Annotated in this window: 23 protein-coding genes; 22 read left to right on the forward strand and 1 reads right to left on the reverse strand. The window is 63.3% G+C overall.

What is annotated here, in order from left to right:
• The first annotated feature begins 261 nt into the window (after window positions 1-261).
• The 11 genes from FB597_RS12050 (at window position 262) to FB597_RS12100 (ending at window position 11,378) form a co-directional block, all read left to right on the forward strand.
• Window positions 262-1,377 carry a LacI family DNA-binding transcriptional regulator gene (locus FB597_RS12050; protein ID WP_186442775.1) on the forward strand — a complete coding sequence of 372 codons (1,116 nt, stop codon included), beginning with the start codon at window positions 262-264 and terminating at the stop codon, window positions 1,375-1,377.
• Between the two features lie 273 nt (window positions 1,378-1,650).
• Window positions 1,651-2,454, forward strand: coding sequence for a transporter substrate-binding domain-containing protein (locus tag FB597_RS12055; RefSeq protein WP_141912550.1), 804 nt, complete (start codon window positions 1,651-1,653; stop codon window positions 2,452-2,454).
• Window positions 2,455-2,643: 189 nt separating this feature from the next.
• A complete protein-coding gene (locus FB597_RS12060; protein WP_141912552.1) occupies window positions 2,644-3,339 on the forward strand; it encodes an amino acid ABC transporter permease in 696 nt (231 codons plus the stop codon).
• On the forward strand, window positions 3,339-3,989 hold the full coding sequence (locus tag FB597_RS12065; RefSeq protein ID WP_141912555.1) for an amino acid ABC transporter permease: 651 nt from the start codon (window positions 3,339-3,341) through the stop codon (window positions 3,987-3,989). The genes FB597_RS12060 and FB597_RS12065 overlap by 1 nt, the downstream gene beginning before the upstream one ends.
• Complete coding sequence (locus FB597_RS12070) at window positions 3,976-4,710, forward strand: amino acid ABC transporter ATP-binding protein (RefSeq protein ID WP_141912558.1); 735 nt, start codon at window positions 3,976-3,978, stop codon at window positions 4,708-4,710. The genes FB597_RS12065 and FB597_RS12070 overlap by 14 nt, the downstream gene beginning before the upstream one ends.
• On the forward strand, window positions 4,707-5,450 hold the full coding sequence (locus FB597_RS12075; protein WP_144769653.1) for a sugar phosphate isomerase/epimerase: 744 nt from the start codon (window positions 4,707-4,709) through the stop codon (window positions 5,448-5,450). The genes FB597_RS12070 and FB597_RS12075 overlap by 4 nt, the downstream gene beginning before the upstream one ends.
• 13 nt (window positions 5,451-5,463) lie before the next feature.
• On the forward strand, window positions 5,464-6,414 hold the full coding sequence (locus FB597_RS12080; protein WP_141912564.1) for a sugar kinase: 951 nt from the start codon (window positions 5,464-5,466) through the stop codon (window positions 6,412-6,414).
• A gap of 48 nt (window positions 6,415-6,462) precedes the next feature.
• Window positions 6,463-7,422: a D-glycerate dehydrogenase gene (locus tag FB597_RS12085; RefSeq protein WP_144769654.1), complete on the forward strand. Its 960-nt coding sequence runs from the start codon at window positions 6,463-6,465 to the stop codon at window positions 7,420-7,422.
• A gap of 346 nt (window positions 7,423-7,768) precedes the next feature.
• The gene (locus FB597_RS12090) at window positions 7,769-8,524 is read left to right on the forward strand and encodes an electron transfer flavoprotein subunit beta/FixA family protein (RefSeq protein ID WP_144769655.1); all 756 of its coding nucleotides are present in this window, start codon (window positions 7,769-7,771) and stop codon (window positions 8,522-8,524) included.
• 2 nt (window positions 8,525-8,526) lie between these two features.
• The gene (locus FB597_RS12095; RefSeq protein ID WP_144769656.1) at window positions 8,527-9,456 is read left to right on the forward strand and encodes an electron transfer flavoprotein subunit alpha/FixB family protein; all 930 of its coding nucleotides are present in this window, start codon (window positions 8,527-8,529) and stop codon (window positions 9,454-9,456) included.
• A 137-nt stretch (window positions 9,457-9,593) separates the two neighbouring features.
• Window positions 9,594-11,378 (forward strand): acyl-CoA dehydrogenase, encoded by a 1,785-nt coding sequence (locus FB597_RS12100; protein ID WP_144769657.1) that lies wholly within the window; start codon window positions 9,594-9,596, stop codon window positions 11,376-11,378.
• 95 nt (window positions 11,379-11,473) lie between these two features.
• On the opposite strand, the gene FB597_RS12105 is transcribed toward FB597_RS12100, so the two are convergent.
• The gene (locus FB597_RS12105; protein WP_144769658.1) at window positions 11,474-11,896 is read right to left on the reverse strand and encodes an NINE protein; all 423 of its coding nucleotides are present in this window, start codon (window positions 11,894-11,896) and stop codon (window positions 11,474-11,476) included.
• Between the two features lie 315 nt (window positions 11,897-12,211).
• Between FB597_RS12105 and rpsP the strand changes: the two genes are divergently transcribed.
• The 11 genes from rpsP (at window position 12,212) to trpS (ending at window position 21,505) form a co-directional block, all read left to right on the forward strand.
• Window positions 12,212-12,466 carry a 30S ribosomal protein S16 gene (gene rpsP, locus FB597_RS12110; RefSeq protein ID WP_141913335.1) on the forward strand — a complete coding sequence of 85 codons (255 nt, stop codon included), beginning with the start codon at window positions 12,212-12,214 and terminating at the stop codon, window positions 12,464-12,466.
• 67 nt (window positions 12,467-12,533) lie between these two features.
• Complete coding sequence (rimM, locus tag FB597_RS12115) at window positions 12,534-13,112, forward strand: ribosome maturation factor RimM (RefSeq protein ID WP_144769659.1); 579 nt, start codon at window positions 12,534-12,536, stop codon at window positions 13,110-13,112.
• A gap of 76 nt (window positions 13,113-13,188) precedes the next feature.
• Window positions 13,189-13,938, forward strand: a complete 750-nt coding sequence (gene trmD / locus FB597_RS12120) for a tRNA (guanosine(37)-N1)-methyltransferase TrmD (RefSeq protein WP_141912582.1) — start codon at window positions 13,189-13,191, stop codon at window positions 13,936-13,938.
• Window positions 13,939-14,163: 225 nt separating this feature from the next.
• Window positions 14,164-14,541, forward strand: a complete 378-nt coding sequence (gene rplS / locus FB597_RS12125) for a 50S ribosomal protein L19 (protein ID WP_141912584.1) — start codon at window positions 14,164-14,166, stop codon at window positions 14,539-14,541.
• Between the two features lie 96 nt (window positions 14,542-14,637).
• Window positions 14,638-15,309: a CoA pyrophosphatase gene (locus FB597_RS12130; protein WP_144769660.1), complete on the forward strand. Its 672-nt coding sequence runs from the start codon at window positions 14,638-14,640 to the stop codon at window positions 15,307-15,309.
• Window positions 15,310-15,423: 114 nt separating this feature from the next.
• On the forward strand, window positions 15,424-16,383 hold the full coding sequence (locus FB597_RS12135; RefSeq protein WP_141912589.1) for a CobD/CbiB family protein: 960 nt from the start codon (window positions 15,424-15,426) through the stop codon (window positions 16,381-16,383).
• Between the two features lie 360 nt (window positions 16,384-16,743).
• A complete protein-coding gene (locus FB597_RS12140; RefSeq protein ID WP_144769661.1) occupies window positions 16,744-17,097 on the forward strand; it encodes a DUF3579 domain-containing protein in 354 nt (117 codons plus the stop codon).
• 317 nt (window positions 17,098-17,414) lie between these two features.
• Complete coding sequence (gene fumC / locus FB597_RS12145; protein WP_141912593.1) at window positions 17,415-18,803, forward strand: class II fumarate hydratase; 1,389 nt, start codon at window positions 17,415-17,417, stop codon at window positions 18,801-18,803.
• A 375-nt stretch (window positions 18,804-19,178) separates the two neighbouring features.
• The gene (locus tag FB597_RS12150) at window positions 19,179-19,502 is read left to right on the forward strand and encodes a hypothetical protein (RefSeq protein WP_141912594.1); all 324 of its coding nucleotides are present in this window, start codon (window positions 19,179-19,181) and stop codon (window positions 19,500-19,502) included.
• 86 nt (window positions 19,503-19,588) lie between these two features.
• The gene (locus FB597_RS12155) at window positions 19,589-20,152 is read left to right on the forward strand and encodes a glycine zipper family protein (protein ID WP_144769662.1); all 564 of its coding nucleotides are present in this window, start codon (window positions 19,589-19,591) and stop codon (window positions 20,150-20,152) included.
• A 315-nt stretch (window positions 20,153-20,467) separates the two neighbouring features.
• The gene (trpS, locus tag FB597_RS12160; RefSeq protein ID WP_144769663.1) at window positions 20,468-21,505 is read left to right on the forward strand and encodes a tryptophan--tRNA ligase; all 1,038 of its coding nucleotides are present in this window, start codon (window positions 20,468-20,470) and stop codon (window positions 21,503-21,505) included.
• Window positions 21,506-21,554: the final 49 nt, after the last annotated feature.

Here is a 21,554-nt window from a genome sequence, read left to right on the forward strand (position 1 = left end):
GCGTCGCAGCATCCTTGCCCGGAAGCCGTCGCCTTTCGGGTGAATGTCCCGGGAGCGCCTGTCCCATCCATATCCGAAGTGATGGCGCTTCATCATTCCGCATCAAATTTTTCATCTCAAATTAGTTTGCCAAACGATTTTTTCGCTGTTACTTTTGGAACCGGTTCCAAAAGATTCAAATAAATGAGCAGCCCGGAACCCGGGAAGTACAAATCGACCGATAACGATCCTCTGATTTGGCGGGCAATAGTGAGACAAAGCATGAAGACCGGCACCGACCGGGTCACCATCGCGCAGGTTGCGCGTGAGGCCGGCGTGTCGAAAACCAGCGTATCCAGATTTCTCGGCGGCGAGTTCGACGCGCTGTCGGCGCGCCTGCGCGACCAGATCGGCAAGACCATCGCCCGTCTCGGCTACCAGCCCAGCCAGATGGCGCGCGGCCTCAAGGGCGGGCGTACCCGGCTGATCGGCATGCTGGTGGCCGACATCCTCAATCCGTATTCGGTGGCGGTGCTGCACGGCGCCGAAGCCGCGTGCCAGAAATATGGCTACACGCTCATGCTGTGCAATACCGGCAACGACGAGCAGCGCGAGAAGCAGTCGCTGGCGGCGCTGCATTCCTACAGCGTGGAGGGCCTGCTGTTCAATACGCAGGGACGCAATGTGACGCCGCTCAAGGAACTGGGGCAGGCCGCGTTTCCGGTGGTGCTGCTGGACCGTCGTGTCGAAGGTTGCGATTTCGACCTGGTCGGCCTGGATAACGTCGGCGCGGCGCAACTGGCTACGCGCCATTTGCTGGAGCAGGGTTATACCGATATCGCCCTGGTAGTGCAGCCATTGCACGGCGTGAGTTCGCGCCAGGGGCGCCAGGCGGGATTTCTGCAGGCGATGGAGCAGTATGCGCATTGCCATGGCGAAACGCTGGAGGTGCACATCGACCAGCCCGGCCATACGGCCACGGTGCTGCGCGAATTCTTCCTGCGCCGGAGCGACAGCGGCGGCCGCATCGCCATCCTGGCCGGCAACGGCATGGTGGCGCTGCAGATCGCGCTGGCGCTGCAGAGCATGAAGCTGCGTTTTCCGGACGATGTCGGCCTGCTGAGTTTCGACGAACTCGCATGGTCGCCATTGGTGGGCGCCGGCATCAGCACCATCGAGCAGCCTACCTACGAGATCGGCTTTACGGCCATTGAACGCCTGCTGGTGCGCATCAATGGCGAGCGCTCGGTGCGCATGGAGATTCTGCTGGACGGCCGGCTGATCAGTCGCGGTTCCAGTCGCAGCGTGGCCGGCAATGACGAGATGGCCTTGAGCAGCAGGGCGGCGCAAAAGATCGCGCATGCCGGCGCGATGACGCAAGGAGCGGTTGCCGCATGAGGCGCCCAATGCGATTCATTCTGGAACCGGTACCAAGGATGTTGACCGGATGTACTGGATAGACCGGATAGTTGACGCCGGGCAGATTGAACTCGGCTGGTAAGACCTTAAAGCATGACAGATGGCATGACGTCATCGGCGCGAAAAACTGGATTGCAGGACCACCGGCCTTGATGGCCGGGCAACAGACCTGAGAGATATCAGGCAGGCAATAAAGAGGGGCGCAAGCCTTACGGACTGCCGTGACCCACGGCGCATTTTCAGGAGACTAGGATGAGCATCAAGAAGCTTTTCAGCACCAAATTCATCGCGCTGACCTTGGCCGCGACCTGCGCGGTCGCTGGCGCAGCCAGCGCCAGCGCGCAGAGCATCGCCGAGCTGACCAAGAAGGGCAAGATCACCATCGGCGTGGTCAGCGGCACCCCGCCGTTCGGCAGCGTCGATGCCAAGGGCACGCCGATCGGCTACGACGTCGATGTGGCCAACCTGATCGGCAAGTACCTCGGCCTGCCGGTGGAAATCGTCCCGCTGGTGCCGCCGGCCCGCATCCCGGCGCTGGAGTCGGGCAAGGTCGACATGCTGGCCGCGACCCTGGCGCCGACGCCGGAGCGCGCCAAGGCGGTCTTGTTCACCATTCCCTACAGCGGCTTCGAGCTGTCCATCGTCGGTCCGGTCGGTTCCAACTACAAGAAGCTGGATGACCTGGTGAAGAAGAAGGTCGGTGTCTCGCGCGGCAGCACCAACGACACCGCGCTGACCCGCCTGGCGCCTCCGGGCACCGTGCTGGTTCGCTTCGAGGACGACTCCACCGTGACCCAGGCGTTGCTGTCCAACCAGGTCGATGCGATCTCGATCCCCAATACCATGGCGACCGAAATCGTGAAGACCCGCGGCCAGGGCAAGATCGAAGTCAAGTTCCCGTACTCGGTGCAGCCGAACTCGATGACCGTGCGCAAGGGCTCCTATGAACTGCAGCAGTGGCTCAACAACTTCATCTACTACGTCAAGCTGAACGGCGAACTGGATGCGATCTCGCGCAAGTGGTCAGGCCCGTTGCCGAACCTGCCGGTGTTCTGAGCGGTTATTTCGGATTGACTGGATCATCGTTCGGACTGGATAGCGGCGTAGCCGCGTATCGCAGGCGCACAGACGGCGCGCCTGCGATGCGGCCCTGAAGGGCCTGTTCGGTTCGAGCGGGAGGAAACAGGCAAAGAGTGCAGTTGAAGTCGCGCTATCCCCGATGGCGGAAAGCGCAAGGAGTACACAATGCATTACGACTTTCAGTTCGCGTTCATCTTTCAGCATCTGGACCAGTTGCTGATGGGCGCGCTGCTCACCATACGGCTGAGCGCGCTGTCGATGATTTGCGGTTTGGCGGTGGGGATCTTCGGAGCGATCGTGAGCATTCACGGTTCGGCCCCGGCCCGCTTCGCGGTGACGTCCTATGTGGAGCTGATCCGCAGCACGCCGTTCCTGGTCCAGCTGTTCATCATTTTCTTCGGCTTGCCTTCGATCGGGGTGCAGGTCGATGCCAATCTCGCCGCGCTGGTGGCGATGACGGTCAACCTCGGCGCCTATTCCACCGAGATCGTGCGCGCCGGCATGATGGCGATCCATCCTTCGCAGATCGAGGCGGCGCAGGCGCTGGCCATGACGCGCGCCCAGGTGATCCGGCATGTGGTGTTGACGCCGGCGCTGGAGAAGGTCTATCCGGCGCTGGCGAGCCAGTTCACGCTGATGATGCTGGCCTCCAGCATCGTGTCGGCGATCTCGGCCGAGGAGCTGACCGCCACCGCCAACCTGCTTGATGCAGAGACCTTCCGCAGCTTCGAGATCTACCTGGTGGTGATGTTCCTCTACATCGCGCTGGCGCTGCTGTTCCGACTGGCCTTCTGGCTGATCGGCCTGGTTGTGTTCAAACGTCGCCGCCGTCTGGGCGTTCCCCGTCCGAGGAGGATGTAATGCTTTCAGAATTTTCCTTCGACCAGTTCCTGTTCCTGCTGGAAGCGGCGCAGTGGACCCTGCTGCTGTCCGCGCTGGCCTTCGTCGGCGGCGGCATCGCCGGCTTCATCGTGGCCCTGATGCGCACCTCGCACATCCAGGCGCTGCGTTTCATTTCGGCGGTCTACATCCAGATCATCCAGGGCACGCCGGTGCTGATCATCCTGTTCCTGTCGTTCTACGGGCTGGCGATCTTCGGCTACAAGCTGCCGCCGATGGTGGCGGCGACCATCGCCATGACGATCTATGCCAGCGCCTACCTGGGCGAGATCTGGCGCGGTTGCATCGAGGCCGTGCCGGTGCCGCAGTGGGAAGCCTCGACCGCGCTGGCCATGACGCGCTGGCAACAACTGCGCTACGTGATCCTGCCGCAGGCCATGCGCATCTCGCTGCCGCCCACCGTGGGCTTCCTGGTGCAGATCGTCAAGAACACCTCGATCGCGTCCATCATCGGCCTGGTGGAACTGGCCCAGGCCGGCAAGCTGGTCAGCAACGCGACCTTCCAGCCGTTCCTGGTGTTCCCGGTCGTGGCCGCCATTTATTTCGTATTCTGCTATCCGCTGTCGCGCTTCAGCTTCGCCTTAGAGAGGAAATTACATGCCCATCGTTGAGATTGACAACATCACCAAGAGCTTCGGCAGCAACCAGGTCCTCAACGGCATCTCGCTGTCGGTCGAACGCGGCCAGGTGGTGGCGATCATCGGCCGCAGCGGCTCCGGCAAGAGCACCATGCTCCGCTGCATCAACGGCCTGGAAACCATCGACGGCGGCAGCATCACCGTGGCCGGGCACAAGCTGACCAACAAGCATGAGCACCTGATCGAGTTGCGCAAGGACGTGGGCATGGTGTTCCAGCACTACAACCTGTTTCCGCACCTGACGGTGGAGGAAAACATCATGCTCTCGCCGCGCATCGTCAAGAAGGTCGCCACCGAGGCCAGCCGCGAGACCGCCATCAAGGTGCTCAAGCAGGTCGGGCTGGAGCACAAGCGCGACGCCTATCCCGAGCAGCTTTCCGGCGGCCAGCAGCAGCGCGTGGCGATTGCGCGTTCGCTGGCGATGGAGCCGCAGGTGATGCTGTTCGACGAGGTGACCTCGGCGCTGGATCCTGAGTTGACGGTCGAAGTGCTGAAGGTGATGGAAGAGCTGGCGCGCGGCGGCATGACCATGCTGCTGGTCACGCACGAAATGGAATTCGCCCGCCGCGTGGCCGACCTGACCGTTTTCATGCATCAGGGCCGGGTGTGGGAGGCGCGGCCGTCGAAAGAGTTCTTCGCCGATCCGCAGACGCCGGAAGCCAGGCAGTTCATCGGCGCGGGTTCGGTCAAATGACTCCCGTCCTGGTGGCGGCCTCCGCTTACGGGGCCGATCTGGTGCGCCGCGTGGGCCATGCCGACCTGGTGCATATAGTGGCCGGCGCCGGCGCGGCCGGGCTGGAGATCCGGCGCGAGCTGTTCGACGGCCCGCAGGACCTGCCGGCCTTGCGCGCGCTCATTGCGCAGCGCAAGCTGTTTTCGGTCTACTCGGCGCCGTTCGAGCTGTTCGGCGCGGACGGCAAGTTCGACCGGGCGACGATCGAGCTCGCCATGGCCGAGGCGGAAGAGGTGGGCGCGCGTTACCTGAAGGTTTCGCTCGGCCATTTCTCGGCGGCCAGCGACTTGCAGGCATTGTTGCGTTACCTGTCAAAGGCGCCGGTCGAGGTGTTGCTGGAAAACGACCAGACCGCGCAGGGCGGCAGGCTGGAGCCTATCGTCAGCTTCCTTTCCCTGTGCACCGGCAACGGTCATGTCTTCGGCATGACTTTCGATATGGGCAACTGGCGCTGGCACGGCATCGACCCCGACCTGGCGGCGCGCACGCTGGCGCCGTATGTGCGCTACGTGCATTGCAAGGGCGTGCGCGAAGACCAGGGCAAGCTCAAGGCGGTGCCGCTGGAAGCGCAGGATGCGCATTGGCCGCAATTGCTGTCGCACTTCCCCAAGGGAATACAGCGGGCCATCGAGTTCCCGCTGGTGGGCAGCGACCTGGAGGAAGTCACGCGGCGCTACGTGGCGCTGCTGGCTTCGGTTTGACGGAAAGAGAACGATGACTACGGATGCAGTGCAGCTGGATGTGGTGACCTATGGCGAGGCGCTGGCCTTGCTGGTGGCCGATGAGGTCGGGGCCTTCGAGGATGTGGAGAAATACACGCGGCGCCTGGCCGGCGCCGAGACCAACGTGGCCATCGGCCTGGCGCGGCTGGGATTGAAGGTGGGCTGGGCCAGCCGCGTGGGCAACGACTCGTTCGGGCGCTTCATCAGGAAGCGCGTGGCGCAGGAAAACGTCGATGTCAGCCGCGTGATCACCGACATGGAATTTCGCACGGCGATCCAGCTGAAGGCCAAGGCGGTGGATGGGGCCGATCCGGCGATCGAGTATTACCGCAAGGGTTCGGCCGCCAGCCATTTGTCGGTGGCCGACTTCGACGAGCGGTATTTCGGCAATGCGCGCCACCTGCATGCGACCGGCATTGCGCCGGCGCTGTCGGCGACCACCATGCAATTCGCCCATCATGCGCTGGACTTCATGCGCGCGCGCGGCAAGACGATTTCCTTCGATCCCAACCTGCGTCCCATGCTGTGGCCATCGCAGGAGGCAATGGCGCAGAAGCTCAACGAGCTGGCCTTCAAGGCCGACTGGGTCTTGCCGGGGCTGTCCGAAGGAAAAATCCTGACGGGCTACACCCAGGCCCGCGATATTGCCGCCTTCTACCTGGAGCGCGGCGTATCGATGGTGGTCATCAAGCTCGGCGCCGAGGGCGCGTACTGGCGCAATGCCGACGGTGAAGGCACGGTTGCCGGCGTCAAGGTCAAGGAAGTGGTCGATACGGTAGGCGCCGGCGACGGTTTCGCGGTCGGCGTCATCAGCGGCATGCTGGAAGGCTTGCCGGTCGAACAGGCGGTGATGCGCGGCAACCGCATCGGCGCCTTCGCCATCCAGGTGGTGGGCGACATGGAAGGCCTGCCGACCCGTGCGGAGCTGGAGGCCGCGGGCTAATCCGGCCCAAGCAATGCAATTCAACAGGACAACAGGACAGGAAGACCGATGAAACAGCGTGTGGTGGTGTACAAGAAATTGCCGGAGCATCTGACGGAGCAACTGCAAGCTGAATTCGATGTGACCCTGTTCGACCGCATCAACGACGGCAACCGCGCCGCGTTCCTGGAAGCGCTCAAGACCGCCCACGGCATGATCGGCGCCAGCCTGCCGATCACCAACGAGATGCTGGAGGGCGCGCCGGCATTGAAGATCGCCTCGACCGTCTCGGTCGGCGTCGACAATTTCGACCTGGACTATTTCAAGCAGCGCGGCCTGATGCTGGCGCATACCCCAGGCGTACTCACCGAAGCCACCGCCGACACCATCTTTTCCCTGATCCTGGCCAGCGCGCGCCGCGTGGTGGAGCTGGCCGAGTTCGTCAAGGCCGGCAACTGGAAGGGCAGCATCGGCGAAGCGCAATACGGCGTCAACGTGCACGGCAAGACATTGGGCCTGATCGGCATGGGCCGCATCGGCAGCGCGGTGGCGCGGCGCGCCCATCACGGTTTTGGCATGAAGATCCTGTACAACAACACGCGGGCCAATCCCGAGGCCGAGCGCGAGCTGGACGCTACTTTCGTCAGCAAGGAGGCCTTGCTGGCGCAATCCGACTTCGTCTGCCTGATGCTGCCGCTGACGCCGGAGACAGAAAAGATGTTCGGCGCGCGCGAGTTCGGACTGATGAAGCGCAGCGCCATTTTCATCAACGCCTCGCGCGGGCGCATCGTCGATGAGGCCGCGCTGATCCAGGCCTTGCAGGACAGGACCATCCATGCCGCCGGCCTCGACGTGTTCGAAGTCGAGCCGTTGCCGGCCGATTCGCCGTTGTTGGCGCTTTCCAACGTGGTGGCCTTGCCGCATATCGGTTCGGCCACGCACGAAACGCGCATGGCGATGGCCGAGTTGGCCGTGGCCAACCTGGTTGCCGGTTTGCGTGGCGAGAAGGTGCCGCATCTGGTGACCTGATTCCGATCCGCGCCGCGGAACGCCTGGCGGGCTTTCGTGGTTTATCCTGCGACGGGCGGAAATTCCCGGCTAATGTCATTGGCCGGTCGCACAGGCGTTCCATTTGGCGGAATTTCCATATTGCATTGCAGTATCGATACATCCCCGCCGTTGAATCCCGGTAGCCGCATCCTCTTGAAGTTTTTTGTTCGCGGCGGCAATTGCTCTTCCGCTCCAGGAAATTAATGTGTATGCTTCGGATATCAAAAAGAACGATCGTGCTAAATTTTGGTGAGCGCTTCGTTTTGCTTTTATAATTCCGCAAAATTTTACGTTTACGTCAATTCGATTTTTCAAGGGCCATGCGATGAAAGTATTAGTACCAGTCAAGCGCGTAGTGGATTACAACGTGAAGGTGCGGGTCAAGAGCGACGGCACGGGCGTGGATATTGCGAACGTCAAGATGTCGATGAACCCGTTTGACGAAATCGCGGTGGAAGAAGCCGTGCGTCTGAAGGAAGGCGGCAAGGTGACCGAGGTCATCGCCGTTTCCGCCGGCGTGGCGCAATGCCAGGAAACCCTGCGCACCGCGATGGCCATCGGCGCCGACCGCGGCATCCTGGCCGAAGTCGGCGCGGACGTGGAACTGCAGCCGCTGGCCGTGGCCAAGATCCTCAAGGCGCTGGCCGAGAAGGAACAGCCGCAGCTGATCATCCTGGGCAAGCAGGCCATCGACGACGACTGCAACCAGACCGGCCAGATGCTGGCTGCCTTGCTGGGCTGGCCGCAAGCCACCTTCGCCTCCAAGGTGGTGCTGGAAGACGGCAAGGTCACCGTGACCCGCGAAGTGGACGGCGGCCTGGAAACCCTGGCCCTGAGCCTGCCGGCCATCATCACCACCGACCTGCGCCTGAACGAGCCGCGTTACGTGACGCTGCCCAACATCATGAAGGCCAAGAAGAAACAGCTGGATATCGTCAAGCCCGACGAACTGGGCGTGGATGTGGCGCCGCGCGTGAAGACGCTGAAGGTCGCCGAGCCGCCCAAGCGCAGCGCCGGCGTGAAGGTGCCGGACGTCGCGACGCTGGTGGCCAAACTGAAAAATGAAGCAAAGGTGATCTGATCATGACCGCACTCGTTATTGCCGAACACGACAACGCCAGCCTGAAAGGCAGCACCCTCAACACCATCACCGCCGCCGTGCAGGCCGGCGGCGATGTCCACGTCCTGGTCGCCGGCGCCAACGCCAAGGCTGCAGCCGACGCCGCCGCACAAGTGGCGGGCGTGGCCAAGGTGCTGCTGGCCGACGGCGCGCAATTCGCCGACGGCCTGGCCGAGAACGTGGCGGAACAAGTCCTGGCCATCGCCCGCGACTACAGCCACATCCTGGCGCCGGCCACCGCCTACGGCAAGAACATCCTGCCGCGCGTGGCCGCCAGGCTGGATGTGGCGCAGATTTCCGACATCACCAAGGTCGATTCGCCCGATACCTTCGAGCGCCCGATCTATGCCGGCAATGCGATTGCCACCGTGCAATCGATCGACCCGATCAAGGTCATCACCGTGCGCACCACCGGTTTCGACCAGGCCGCGCAAGGCGGTTCGGCAGCGGTGGAAAGCATTCCGGCCGTGGCCGATTCGGGCAAGTCCAGCTTCGTCGGCCGCGAGGTGGCCAAGTCGGACCGTCCGGAACTGACCGCGGCCAAGATCATCGTCTCGGGCGGGCGCGGCATGGGCTCGTCGGAAAGCTTCAAGATCCTGGAGCCGCTGGCCGACAAGCTGAATGCCGCCATGGGCGCTTCGCGCGCGGCAGTGGACGCCGGTTACGTGCCCAACGACTGGCAAGTTGGCCAGACCGGCAAGATCGTGGCGCCGCAGCTCTACATCGCGGTCGGCATCTCGGGCGCGATCCAGCATTTGGCGGGCATGAAGGATTCCAAGGTGATCGTGGCGATCAACAAGGATGAGGAAGCGCCGATCTTCTCGGTGGCCGACTACGGCATCGTCGGCGACCTGTTCGAGGTCGTGCCCGAACTGGTCAAGCAACTGGGCTGACCCAGGCAGGTTCCACGGTAGTTTTTGCCCCGGCTTACGCCGGGGTATTTTCATCCGGCGCCGCTTTGTTTTTGCCGCCGGAGGCATTTTTTCGCAAGCAGGAAACGACGCAGAGCGTTTCACTCAGGAGGTTGGAGATGAGTTACACCGCGCCATTGAAGGATATGTTGTTCGTCATGAACGAGCTGGCAGGGTTGGCCGAGGTCAACGCCATGCCGGGCTGCGAGGATGCCACGCCGGAGACGGCCGAGGCCATCCTGGAAGAGAATGCCAAGTTCTGCAGCGAAGTGGTGGCGCCGCTGAACCATTCCGGCGACCAGCAGCCCAGCTACTGGACTGACGGTAAAGTCACCACCAGCGCCGGCTTCAAGGAAGCCTTCAAGCAGTTCGGCGAAGCCGGCTGGCAAGGCGTGCAGCATCCGGTCGAATTCGGCGGCCAGGGTTTGCCCAAGCTGCTGGCCACGCCCTGCATCGAGATGCTGAACTCGGCCAACCTGTCCTTCGCGCTGTGCCCGCTGCTGACCGACGGCACCATCGAGGCGCTGATGACCGCCGGCACCAAGGAGCAGCAGGAAACCTACATTGCCAACTTCATCTCCGGCAAATGGACCGGCACGATGAACCTGACCGAGCCGCAGGCCGGCTCCGACCTGGCGCTGGTGCGCACGCGCGCGGTGCCGCAGGGCGACGGCACCTACAAGCTGTCCGGCACCAAGATCTTCATCACCTACGGCGAGCACGACATGGCCGAGAACATCGTGCACCTGGTGCTGGCGCGCACGCCGAATGCGCCGGAGGGCGTCAAGGGCATCTCGCTGTTTGTCGTGCCCAAGTTCCTGGTCAACGCCGACGGCTCGCTGGGCGAGCGCAACGACGTGCATTGCGTCTCGATCGAGCACAAGCTGGGCATCAAGGCCAGCCCGACCGCGGTGCTGCAGTTCGGCGACCACGGCGGCGCCATCGGCACGCTGGTGGGCGAGGAAAACCGTGGCCTGGAATATATGTTCATCATGATGAACGCGGCGCGTTTCGCGGTCGGCATCCAGGGCCTGGCGGTGTCCGAGCGCGCTTACCAGAAGGCCGTCGCTTACGCCAGGGAACGCGTGCAGTCGCGCGACCTGGCCGGTTCCGCCGGCGCCGTCACCATCATTCACCAGCCGGACGTGCGCCGCATGCTGATGTCGATGCGCGCCCAGATCGAGGGCGCGCGCGCGCTGGCCTATGTCGCTGCCGCTACCTCGGACGTCGCGCACTTCCATCCGGACGAGGCCACGCGCAAGGCCAACCAGGCCTTCTATGAATACCTGGTGCCCATCGTCAAGGGCTGGTCGACCGAGCTGGCCATCGATGTCACCTCAACCGGCGTGCAGGTGCATGGCGGCATGGGCTTCATCGAAGAGACCGGCGCCGCGCAGTACTACCGCGACGCGCGCATCCTGTCGATCTACGAAGGCACTACCGCGATCCAGGCCAACGACCTGGTCGGCCGCAAGACCGCGCGCGATGGCGGCGCCGTTGCCAAGGGCATCATCGCCCAGGTGCGCAAGACCGCTGCCGGGCTGGAGGGCGATGCCGGGTTGACGCCTATCGGCCTGCGCCTGAACGAGGCGGCCGGCGCGCTGGAAGAGGTGGTCGACTACGTGGTGGCCAACATCAAGGGCGACATCAAGTCGGTGTTCGCCGGCAGCGTGACCTATCTGAAGATGGCCGGCGTGGTGCTGGGCGGCTGGCAGATGGCGCGTGCCGCGGCTATCTCTGCGGCCAGGCTGAAGGCGGGCGAAGGCGATGCCGGGTTTCATGAGGCCAAGCTGGCCACCGCGCGCTTCTTTGCCGACCAGATCCTGCCGCAAGCGCTGGCTTACCGTACTGCCATCGTCGATGGCGCGCAATCGGTGCTGGCGTTGAGCGAAGAGCAGTTCTGAACGGGGCCCTGGGCCCGATTCCTGATCGGGAAGCGATGAAAAAGCCCGGAAGGCCGTAGCAGGCCTTCCGGGCTTTGTCTTGGCGACGGCCGGTCTCAGCCGAATGCGCCGCCGGTAAACAGCAGGTCGAAGCTGCGCGCCAGCAGGGCGATCAGGCCCATTGCGCCTACGCCGACCGTCAAGACGATGATCACGGCCAGGATCCAGTGCGATTCCGATTGCCGGCCGCTGGCGGGGTTATGTTTGAGGTCCCATTTGTTATCGGGCGTGAGGCCGAGCACCAGCGCTTCCAGGCAACCGCACAGGATGGACAGCACAAAGGGCAGGGCGGTAAACAATTGCGGCGCCTGCGGGTAGGCGGCCATCAGCGCCAGCGAGAGCGGAACCGAGAAGACGTGCAGCCAGCCGAAGCGGTCGCGCATGCCGTGGAGGTAAAAACGGTGGAGGCCGATGCCGCCCAGCACGGCGGCGATCAGGGTGGCCAGGGTCTTGTTCTTGTGCGTACTTGGATTGCTCATGCCTGGTCTCATTGTGTGCGCGCGGCGTTGCGGCCGGCAGCGATGTTGTCGTATGGATATCGGCCAAGTATAGCTGATCGCCGCAGACATCTTACTTGCGGGAAAGGGCAGGGCGTCTTTGTTATTTTGTCATCGATACGCGCGCGAGAGGCTTGTGCAGCCCTTGCCTTGATGTAATTTGGCATCGGAATCGGCGGTTTTTGCGACCTTTCTGCGTTGGTTAGGCACACAAAAGCGGTAATCAGGTTGCCGTAGGGTGTGGAAGTCCGTTATAATTTGCGGCTTTTCCGTGTCCGTATTCTTACTGGAACCATTATGGTCGTTATTCGTTTAGCTCGTGGCGGCGCCAAGAAGCGCCCCTTCTACAACATCGTTGCAACCGACTCGCGCAATCGCCGCGACGGCCGTTTCATCGAGCGTATCGGCTTCTACAACCCGGTTGCATCGGGCAAGGAAGAAGTCGTGCGCATCGCTGCCGACCGTCTGGCCCACTGGCAAGGCGTTGGTGCGCAATTGTCGCCGACCGTTGCCCGTCTGGTTGCCGACGCTGGCAAGAAGGCTGCTGCTTAATTAAGTTTGTCCGGTCTGTTTTCCTGCCCATTGTGGCGCATGGAAGCGGGCCAGATGTGGCGTATCAGTGAATAATCCAGTCCAGGCAGGCATCGAAGCACCCGGCGATCTCGTGATCGTCGGCCATGTGACGGGAGCCTACGGCATTCAGGGCTGGATTCGCGTGCGTCCGTATTCGGCGCAAGCCGATGCCTTGCTGAATGCGAAAACCTGGTGGCTGGAGAAATCCGGCCTGCCCAAGCAGGATGCCGAAGTCATGCAGTCCAAGGGGCATAGCGGCGATGTCGTCGCCCGCCTGACCGGCGTGGCCGATCGCAATGCCGCCGAAGCGCTCAAGGGCAATGTGGTCTATATCTCCCGCAAGCACTTCCCGGCGCTGGACGACGACGAGTTCTACTGGGTCGACCTGATCGGCGCCTCCGTGGAAAACCTGCAGGGCGAACAGCTGGGCGTGGTGGCCGACATGATGGACAACGGCGCCCATCCCATCCTGCGCGTGGCCATGCCGGTGCAGGAAGCCGGACAGGGCGCCGAAGGGAAACCGGCCAGCCAACCCGAGTTGCTGATCCCGTTTGTCGGCCAGTTCGTCAAGACGGTGCAGCAAGAAGAAAAGAAGATCATCGTCGACTGGGGACTGGACTACTGACTACGGTCAGTTTTTTCATTTCCGGTCGTTGCCATAGCGCCGATATCAAACAAGGTTTCATGGAAATGGAGGCGTGATGCAGTTCGATGTCGTCACTCTGTTTCCCGAGATGTTCGCGGCGCTGACGCAGTCGGGCATTACCCGCCGGGCGCTGGAGCAGAAACGCTGGGAGTTGTCGCTGTGGAATCCGCGCGATTTCACCACCGACAACCACCGCACCGTGGATGACCGCCCATACGGCGGCGGCCCCGGGATGGTGATGCTGGCCAAGCCGTTGCAGGCAGCCATTGGCGCTGCCAAACAGCGCCAGCAGGATTTGGGCCTGGCCGCGCCGCGCGTGGTGTACCTGTCGCCGCAAGGCGCGCCGCTCACCCATGAGCGTGTGGTCAGGCTGTCGCAGGATGCGGGTGTGGTGCTGCTGTGCGGGCGCTATGAAGCGATCGACCAGCGCCTGCTCGACAAGCATGTGGATGAAGAGATCAGCATCGGCGATTTTGTCCTCTCCGGCGGCGAGTTGCCGGCGATGGCGCTGATGGATGCAGTGATCCGCCTGTTGCCGGGCGCCCTCAACGATGGCGCGTCGGCGGTGGAAGACAGTTTCGTCAACGGCCTGCTCGATTGTCCGCACTATACGCGGCCGGAAGAGTACGAAGGCGAGGCGGTGCCGGCCATTCTGCTTGGCGGCCACCATGCCGAGATCCAGAAATGGCGTCGCCAGCGGGCGCTGGAGGCGACCCAGGCCAAGCGCCCCGACCTGATCGCCAGGGCGCGCGAAAACGGCCTGCTGAGCAGTGCCGATGAAAAGTTTTTGAGCGGTTTGCAGTAAGCTCTGCTGACAATGCAGGCCGCGTCGATGCCGCAAAAGAAATGCGATGCATCGCGTAAAGAAGTAGTAGATGTGGCGGCGCCGGCAGCTTTGGCTGCCAAGGGTTGCCACATGCAGCAACGTGCAACGGCCTTTCGCCGTTGTGATTGAAACCCCATCCTCTACTGGGCAACAAGGCAGGCCGCAAGGCGCCGGGCGCCAGCAAGATGGTTACAGGAGCAAAAAATGGATCTGATCCAGCAACTCGAGCAAGAAGAGATCGCGCGTCTCGCCAAGAACATCCCCGACTTCGCACCCGGCGACACCGTCATCGTGAGCGTCAACGTGGTTGAAGGCACCCGCAAGCGCGCCCAGGCCTACGAAGGCGTCGTGATCGCACGTCGCAACCGCGGCCTGAATTCCAACTTCATCGTCCGCAAGATTTCCTCCGGTGAAGGCGTGGAGCGTACTTTCCAGCTGTACTCGCCGCTGATCGCTTCGATCGAAGTCAAGCGCCGTGGCGATGTCCGTCGCGCCAAGCTGTACTACCTGCGTGAGCGTTCGGGCAAGTCGGCTCGTATCAAGGAAAAGCTGCCCAGCCGCGCTGCAAAGGCTGCTGAGTAATTCCCGGCATGCTTATGCTTCAGGAAAAGGGGTGTCTCGCGACGCCCCTTTTTCATTTCCGCCCGGTTCCGGGCTGCAAACACTAAGCCGATCACCGTGGCCAGTTTCGACCCTGTCATTCTTCCAGTGGATGCCGTCGCCGGCGAGGGCGCGCTGGAGGCTGCGCGCCTGAATGCCGATTGGCTGCGCCGGCGCTTCGCCGATCCGCCGCGCTGGGAGCCGGAGCACAGCGGCGACCAGTTGGCCCGCCTGGCCGATGCCAAGGGGCGGTTCCGGCTGGCCTCGGTGTTGATTCCCATCGTGCTGCGCCCCGAAGGCCTGACCGTGTTGTTTACCCAGCGCACCGCCGACCTGAAAGACCACGCCGGCCAGATCAGTTTCCCGGGCGGGCGGCGTGAAGACTACGACAGTTCGGCCATCGATACCGCGCTGCGCGAGACCGAAGAGGAAATCGGGCTGCCGCGCAGCCATGTCGAAGTCATCGGTTCCTTGCCGGATTACCTGACTGGCACCGGCTATCGCGTCACCCCCGTTGCCGGCCTGATCCAGCCGCCGTTCGACACCGTCGCCGACCCGCGCGAAGTGGCCGAGATCTTCGAGGTGCCGCTGGCGTTCCTGATGGACGGCTTCAACCACCAGCGCCGCTCGGTCGACCTGCCGCTGCCGGTAGGCCGCCGCAGTTTCTATACCATGCCTTACCAGCGCTATTTCATCTGGGGCGCCACGGCCGGCATGCTGCGCAATCTTTTCCATTTTCTGCGTAGCTGAGGCACAGGCCGGACAGCGCTTGCCGTGCATTAAACCCTACGGGCGAATCAATTGTTTGATTCCCATCATGCACTGCGCTATCGTACTGGCTATAGAGACACCTAAGGCCGCTTGATGACATTCCTCTCCATTCTCTTTGCGCTGTTAATCGAACAACTCAAACCACTGCGTGCGGATAATCCGATTTATGCATCGATCAAGTCCTTCGCCGGCAGCATAGAGGGGTGGTTCAATGCCGGCCACGCGCACCACGGCCGGCTCGGCTGGGCGGTAATGGTCGGCGCATTGACCGTTCCCGCCGCGCTCATCTATTGGCTGTGCCTGCACATCAGCCCGATTGCGGCGTTCGCATGGAACGTGCTGATCGTCTACCTGACGCTGGGTTTTCGCCACTACAGCCATTACTTCACCTCGATCCAGCTGGCATTGAACGGCGGCGATGAAATGACGGCGCGCGCGCTGCTGGCCGAATGGACCAAGCAGGACACCGCCGGCATGGATGTGAGCGAAATCTCCCGCATCGCCGCCGAACGCGCGCTGATCACCACCCATCGCCATGTGTTCGGCGTGTTTTTCTGGTTCCTGATGCCGGCCGGCCCCGCGCTGGCAGTGATGTACCGCGTCTCCGAATACCTGTCGCGCGCCTGGAACGAGCCCGATCATATGAAATACGAGGCCTTCGGCCGTTTCGCCGCGCGCGCCTTCTATTGGATCGACTGGATCCCGGCGCGCCTGACCGCGGCCGCATTCGCCGTGGTGGGCAACTTCGAGGACGCGATCTACGCCTGGCGCAACTTCGCCAGCCGCTGGGACGATGAGGCGGCCGGCATCATCCTGGCCGCAGGCGGCGGCGCGATGGGCGTGCGCTTCGGCACCGCCAAGGAAGCCGCGGCCGGCATCGTCCTGCCGGTCGACGCCACCACGGTCGACACCTTGCCGGAAGAAACCGATGGCCTGCCCGGCGATACGCCGTCACCGCGCACGCTGCAAAGTACGGTGGGCCTGGTCTGGCGCGCTTTGCTGCTGTGGATGTTCCTGCTGCTGCTGCTGTCGGTGGCGGTGTGGATGGGCTGACGCCCCTCGGGATGAACAAGCAAGCGGGCTCAGGCCCGCTTGTTTTTTGGCGCATGGCTGCGCATGCCGGTATACTTCCGTTTTCGCACGAGAGGGGAAACTTGCCGCCTGGCATTGCATGCAGGCTGGACAAAGGCTGTGGCCCGGCAATATGAAGGGCCGCAAGCGGCGGCAGGCGGCAATCAGCGGCGGGGAGGCCGGGCGGGACGGAAGACCGGTAGAAGCCAGGTCTTCTATAAGATATAATACATACAGCCGCAGGCACCCACGCATCGATTGCGAAGGCACCTCGGAACTCAGGGCTCCGGTCCCAACAGGACAAGGGCATTCGGTTGCAAGCGCTTTAGAAGAACTGCACGTATGGCTGATCCCATCAAACCCTCCAACGCGCCGGCGCAAGAATTCATCATTCTCGGGCAAACCTCGGATGGCAGGCAGTTTCGTCCCAGCGACTGGGCGGAACGGCTATGCGGCGTGATGTCGTGCTTCCGCCCTGAAGGTTCGGGCGGGCGCAATGCCCACCTGAAGTACTCTCCCTACGTGTTGCCGACGATGATCAACGGCATCCGCTCCGTGGCGGTCAACCAGGCGCTGCGCGATCTCGATCCGCTGGCCTACCACTTCGTCGTCAACTTCGCCAAGGACAATGACCTGCAGGTGCTCGACGCCTGTATCCTGCCGGATCCTCCCGCGGGCGGCAAGCCGGGCGCATAAGCCCGCTTGCATGGCAACGGCGCCGGGGCGCGCCGCCACAGCATCAGAATCGCCAGCACCAGAACCGCCAGCACTTCCCGCCGCTGCTTCCTGCAGACGGCCCCGCCAGCAGCTAAACTAAGAACGTTTGAATATCCCGCCCGGCCATGCCGCGCGGTGTCGGTTTCAGCATCTCATATTGCTCAGCCAGTGCTTAGCCAGAGCCGTACGGGGTTATCGGGCCGTTCCCGGCCTTCGGAAGCTGTTTCGGGAGGAGGCGCGCACCCGCTTGCGCCGCCTGTCCGGGTGGCTTCCCATACTTACGGAGAAGAAGCATCATGAAACACCGCATGGAGCGCGATACCTTTGGCCTGATCGAAGTCCCGGACGACAGGCTGTGGGGCGCACAGACCGAACGCTCGCTGCATCACTTCCGCATTTCCACCGAACGCATGCCGGCCGAGCTGATCGTGGCGCTGGCGGCAGTCAAGCGCGCCTGCGCCAGCGTCAACCGCGACCTGGGCAAGCTCGATGGCAAGAAGGCGGACGCCATCATCGCCGCCGCCGACGAAGTCATCGCCGGCAAGCATCCGCTGGAGTTCCCGCTGTCGGTCTGGCAGACCGGTTCCGGCACCCAGAGCAACATGAACATGAACGAAGTGCTGGCCAACCGCGCCTCGGAAATCCTGGGCGGCGTGCGCGGCGAAGAACGCCTGATCCACCCCAACGACGACGTCAACCGCGCCCAGTCGTCCAACGACATCTTCCCGACGGCCATGCATGTGGCGGCCTGCATGGCGGTGGCGGCGCACCTGATCCCCTCGCTGCACAAGCTGCGCGCCACCCTGGAGGAAAAATCCGCCAAATTCGCCGACGTGGTCAAGATCGGCCGCACCCACTTGCAGGACGCCACGCCGTTGACGCTGGGACAGGAATTCTCCGGCTATGTGGCCCAACTGGCGCATGCCGAAGCGGCCATCATCGCCACGCTCAACGGCGTGTCCGAGCTGGCCGCCGGCGGCACCGCGGTGGGCACCGGCCTGAACGCCCATCCCGAATTCGGCGAGCGCGTCGCAGCGGAGCTGGCCAGGCATTTCGGCTTCCCCTTCAAGACCGCGCCCAACAAGTTCGCCGCGCTGGCCGGGCATGATGCGCTGGTGGCGGCCCACGGCGGCCTCAAAACATTGGCGGCGGCGTTGATGAAGATCGCCAACGACGTACGCTGGCTGGCTTCCGGCCCGCGCTCGGGCCTGGGCGAAATCACCATTCCGGAAAACGAGCCGGGCAGCTCCATCATGCCCGGCAAGGTCAACCCGACCCAATGCGAAGCGCTGACCATGCTGTGCGCCCAGGTGTTCGGCAACGACGTCGCGCTCAATATCGGCGGCGCATCCGGCAATTTCGAGCTCAACGTCTTCAAGCCGGTGATCATCCATAACTTCCTGCAAAGCGTGCGCCTGCTGGCCGACGGCATGGCCAGCTTCGAGGAGCACTGCGCGCGCGGCATCGAAGCCAACCGCGAACGCATCGCCGACCTGATGGAGCGTTCGCTGATGCTGGTGACCGCGCTGGCGCCGCACATCGGCTACGACAAGGCCGCCAAGATCGCCAAGCAGGCTCACCACGACGGCACCACCCTCAAGCAAGCCGCCCTGGCGCTGGGCTATGTGACCGAGCAGCAATTCGCCGAGTGGATCAAGCCGGAAGAGATGACCCGGCCGGGCTGATTTTCCCGGCCGGCAAGCATGGCATGAGCGGGGCATGGGCGATGGCGTCCATGCCTCGCTTCCTTTTCCGGAGCCCGTGTGCCCCAATTCCCGCCATCCCGTTGTCATCCTCGCAGCGACCATCCAGGGCCCCGATTGCAAAGACCTTGCAGCCTTATGTATAGCAATATTTATTTGGGTTACGAATTGAAACAACTCAGGTTTTCCGGCGGAGCGCGGCGTATATTGCTTTCATGCGCCCGATGCGCTTGCAGGCAGGCCTGGCGTGGGATTGCCGGGATTGAGGAAAAAGCTGCAGGCAGGAAATGCAGGCAAGGCGCGACAGGAGACCGGCCGCAGGCGCGGCCGGAGGGTGGTAATTCGCAGAGGCGAACAATGAAAAAGTTAGCGGCAATCGGAATGTGTGGCGCGCTTGCCGTGGCCGGCCTGATGGCCAGCGCGGCGACTTATGCGCATCCCCGTTTTTATGGCGGGGTAGTGATCGGCGGGCCGATATGGGTGCCGCCGCCGGTCTACTATCCCCCGCCGGTCTATATCGAACGCGCGCCGCCGCCGGTCTACATCGAGCAGCCGCGCCAGGATTACTGGTACTACTGCCCGGAATCGAAGGCTTACTACCCCTACGTCCAGAGCTGCCCCAGCAACTGGATGAAAGTGGTGCCCAACACGCCAGGCACCCCGGGCGCGCCGCCGCAATAACCGCGGCGCGCATCCGGAGCGGAGCTTGCCGTGCCACGCCGCCGCCGGCGAAACAGGAAACATCCAGGAAACATCGAGGACATATCGTGAAACCCATCTACAAGACAGCCACAACGGCCACCGCCATCGGCGCCTTGCTGGCGCTGGGCGGTTGCGTCAGCGTGCCGGCCGGCCCGTCGGTCATGGCCATGCCGGGCAAGGGCAAGAGTTATGAACAGTTCCGCGCCGACCAGATGCAGTGCCAGCAATACGCGCAGGAAGCCATTGGCGGCCAGGCGCAGCAGACCCAGAACAATACGGTCAACAGCGCCGCCGTGGGCACTGCCGTCGGCGCCGTGGCCGGCGCATTGGTAGGCGCGGCGTCGGGCAATGCCGGCGCCGGTGCGGCCATCGGCGCCGGCGGCGGCTTGCTGGTGGGCAGCGCCGCGGGCAGCAATGCGGCCGCCGGCGGCAACTATTCGATGCAGCAGCGCTACGACATGACCTATACCCAATGCATGTACAGCAAGGGCAACCAGGTCGAGAGCCAGCGCCAGGCTACCGCCTATGTCTATCATCCGCGCCGCTATTACTATTACGCGCCGCCGCCCCCTCCGGGGTATTACGGGCCCGCGCCGGTGTACTACGGGCCGCCGCCGGGCGCATACTGAACCATCCCGGCCATTCTGAAAACCGCATCCCCGGATGCGGTTTTTTATTGCCGGAATATCCGGCGGCGGCATCCTGGGCGGCCGTTTTTTTCGGTACGGGCAGCCGGTGCGGCGCAACATGGGGCGCCGGCAATGCTATACTCGCTGCCATGTTTTCCCGAATCCAGCTTGCGAAAATCCAGCATTGGTGGCGCGCCTGACCCAGGCGGCCCGTTTTCACACAGTTTGACAATGTGATGCCGCCGGTTCCGGCGGCATTGTTTTTACGCTTCGGACCGGCGGCATTCCAGATAATCGATTTGACCAGGAATGTCCATGTCTTCGAACGCCCCCGCATCCAACGCTCCAGCCGCACGTCCCACCGTCCTCACCGGCGACCGTCCCACCGGCCCGCTGCACCTCGGCCATTACATCGGCTCGCTCAAGTCGCGCGTGGCGCTGCAGGAAACCGCCAACCAGTTCCTGCTGCTGGCCGACACCCAGGCCATGACCGACAACGTCGGCCGCCACCAGAAGGTCACCGACAACGTGCTGGAAGTGGCGCTGGATTACCTCGCCGTGGGCATCGACCCGGAAAAGTCGACCATCTTCATCCAGTCGCAGGTGCGCGAACTGTACGAACTGTCGATGGTGCTGCTGAACCTGGTGACGGTGTCGCGCCTGGAGCGCAACCCCACCATCAAGGAAGAGATCCGCCTGCGCGGCTTCGAGCGCGACATCCCGGCCGGCTTCCTGACCTATCCGGTCAGCCAGGCCGCCGACATCACCGCCTTCAAGGGCCAATTGGTGCCGGTGGGCGGCGACCAGTTGCCCATGATCGAGCAGACCAACGAGCTGGTGCGCAAATTCAACGCCACCGTCGGCCGTGAAGTGCTGGTGGAGTGCAAGGAAGTGCTGTCGGAAACGGCGCGCCTGCCGGGCATCGACGGCAAGGCCAAGATGAGCAAGTCGCTGGGCAACGCCATCGCGCTGGGCGCCACCCCGGCCGAGATCAAGCAGGCCGTGCATCGCATGTACACCGACCCCAACCATCTGCGGGTGGACGATCCGGGCCAGGTCGAGGGCAACGTGGTGTTCATGTTCCTCGACGCCTTCGATCCCGACCGCGCTGCGGTGGAAGAACTGAAGGCGCACTACACCCGCGGCGGCCTCGGCGACAGCGTGGTCAAGCGCCGCCTGGAAGGCATCCTGCAAGAAATGCTGGAGCCGATCCGCACCCGCCGCGAACATTTCGCCAGGGACCGCGGCGAAGTGCTGGCCATGTTGAAGCGCGGCACCGAGCGCGCCAGCGCGGTGGCGGCGCAGACCATGTCGGAAGTCAATGCGGCGCTGGGCTTGAACTACTTCGGCTGATATCGGCCGGATTGTCCGCTGCCATTGAAAAAGGCGCATCCCTTGCAAG

The sequence above is a fragment of the Herbaspirillum sp. SJZ099 genome, assembly GCF_007828355.1.
GTDB lineage: Bacteria > Pseudomonadota > Gammaproteobacteria > Burkholderiales > Burkholderiaceae_D > Herbaspirillum.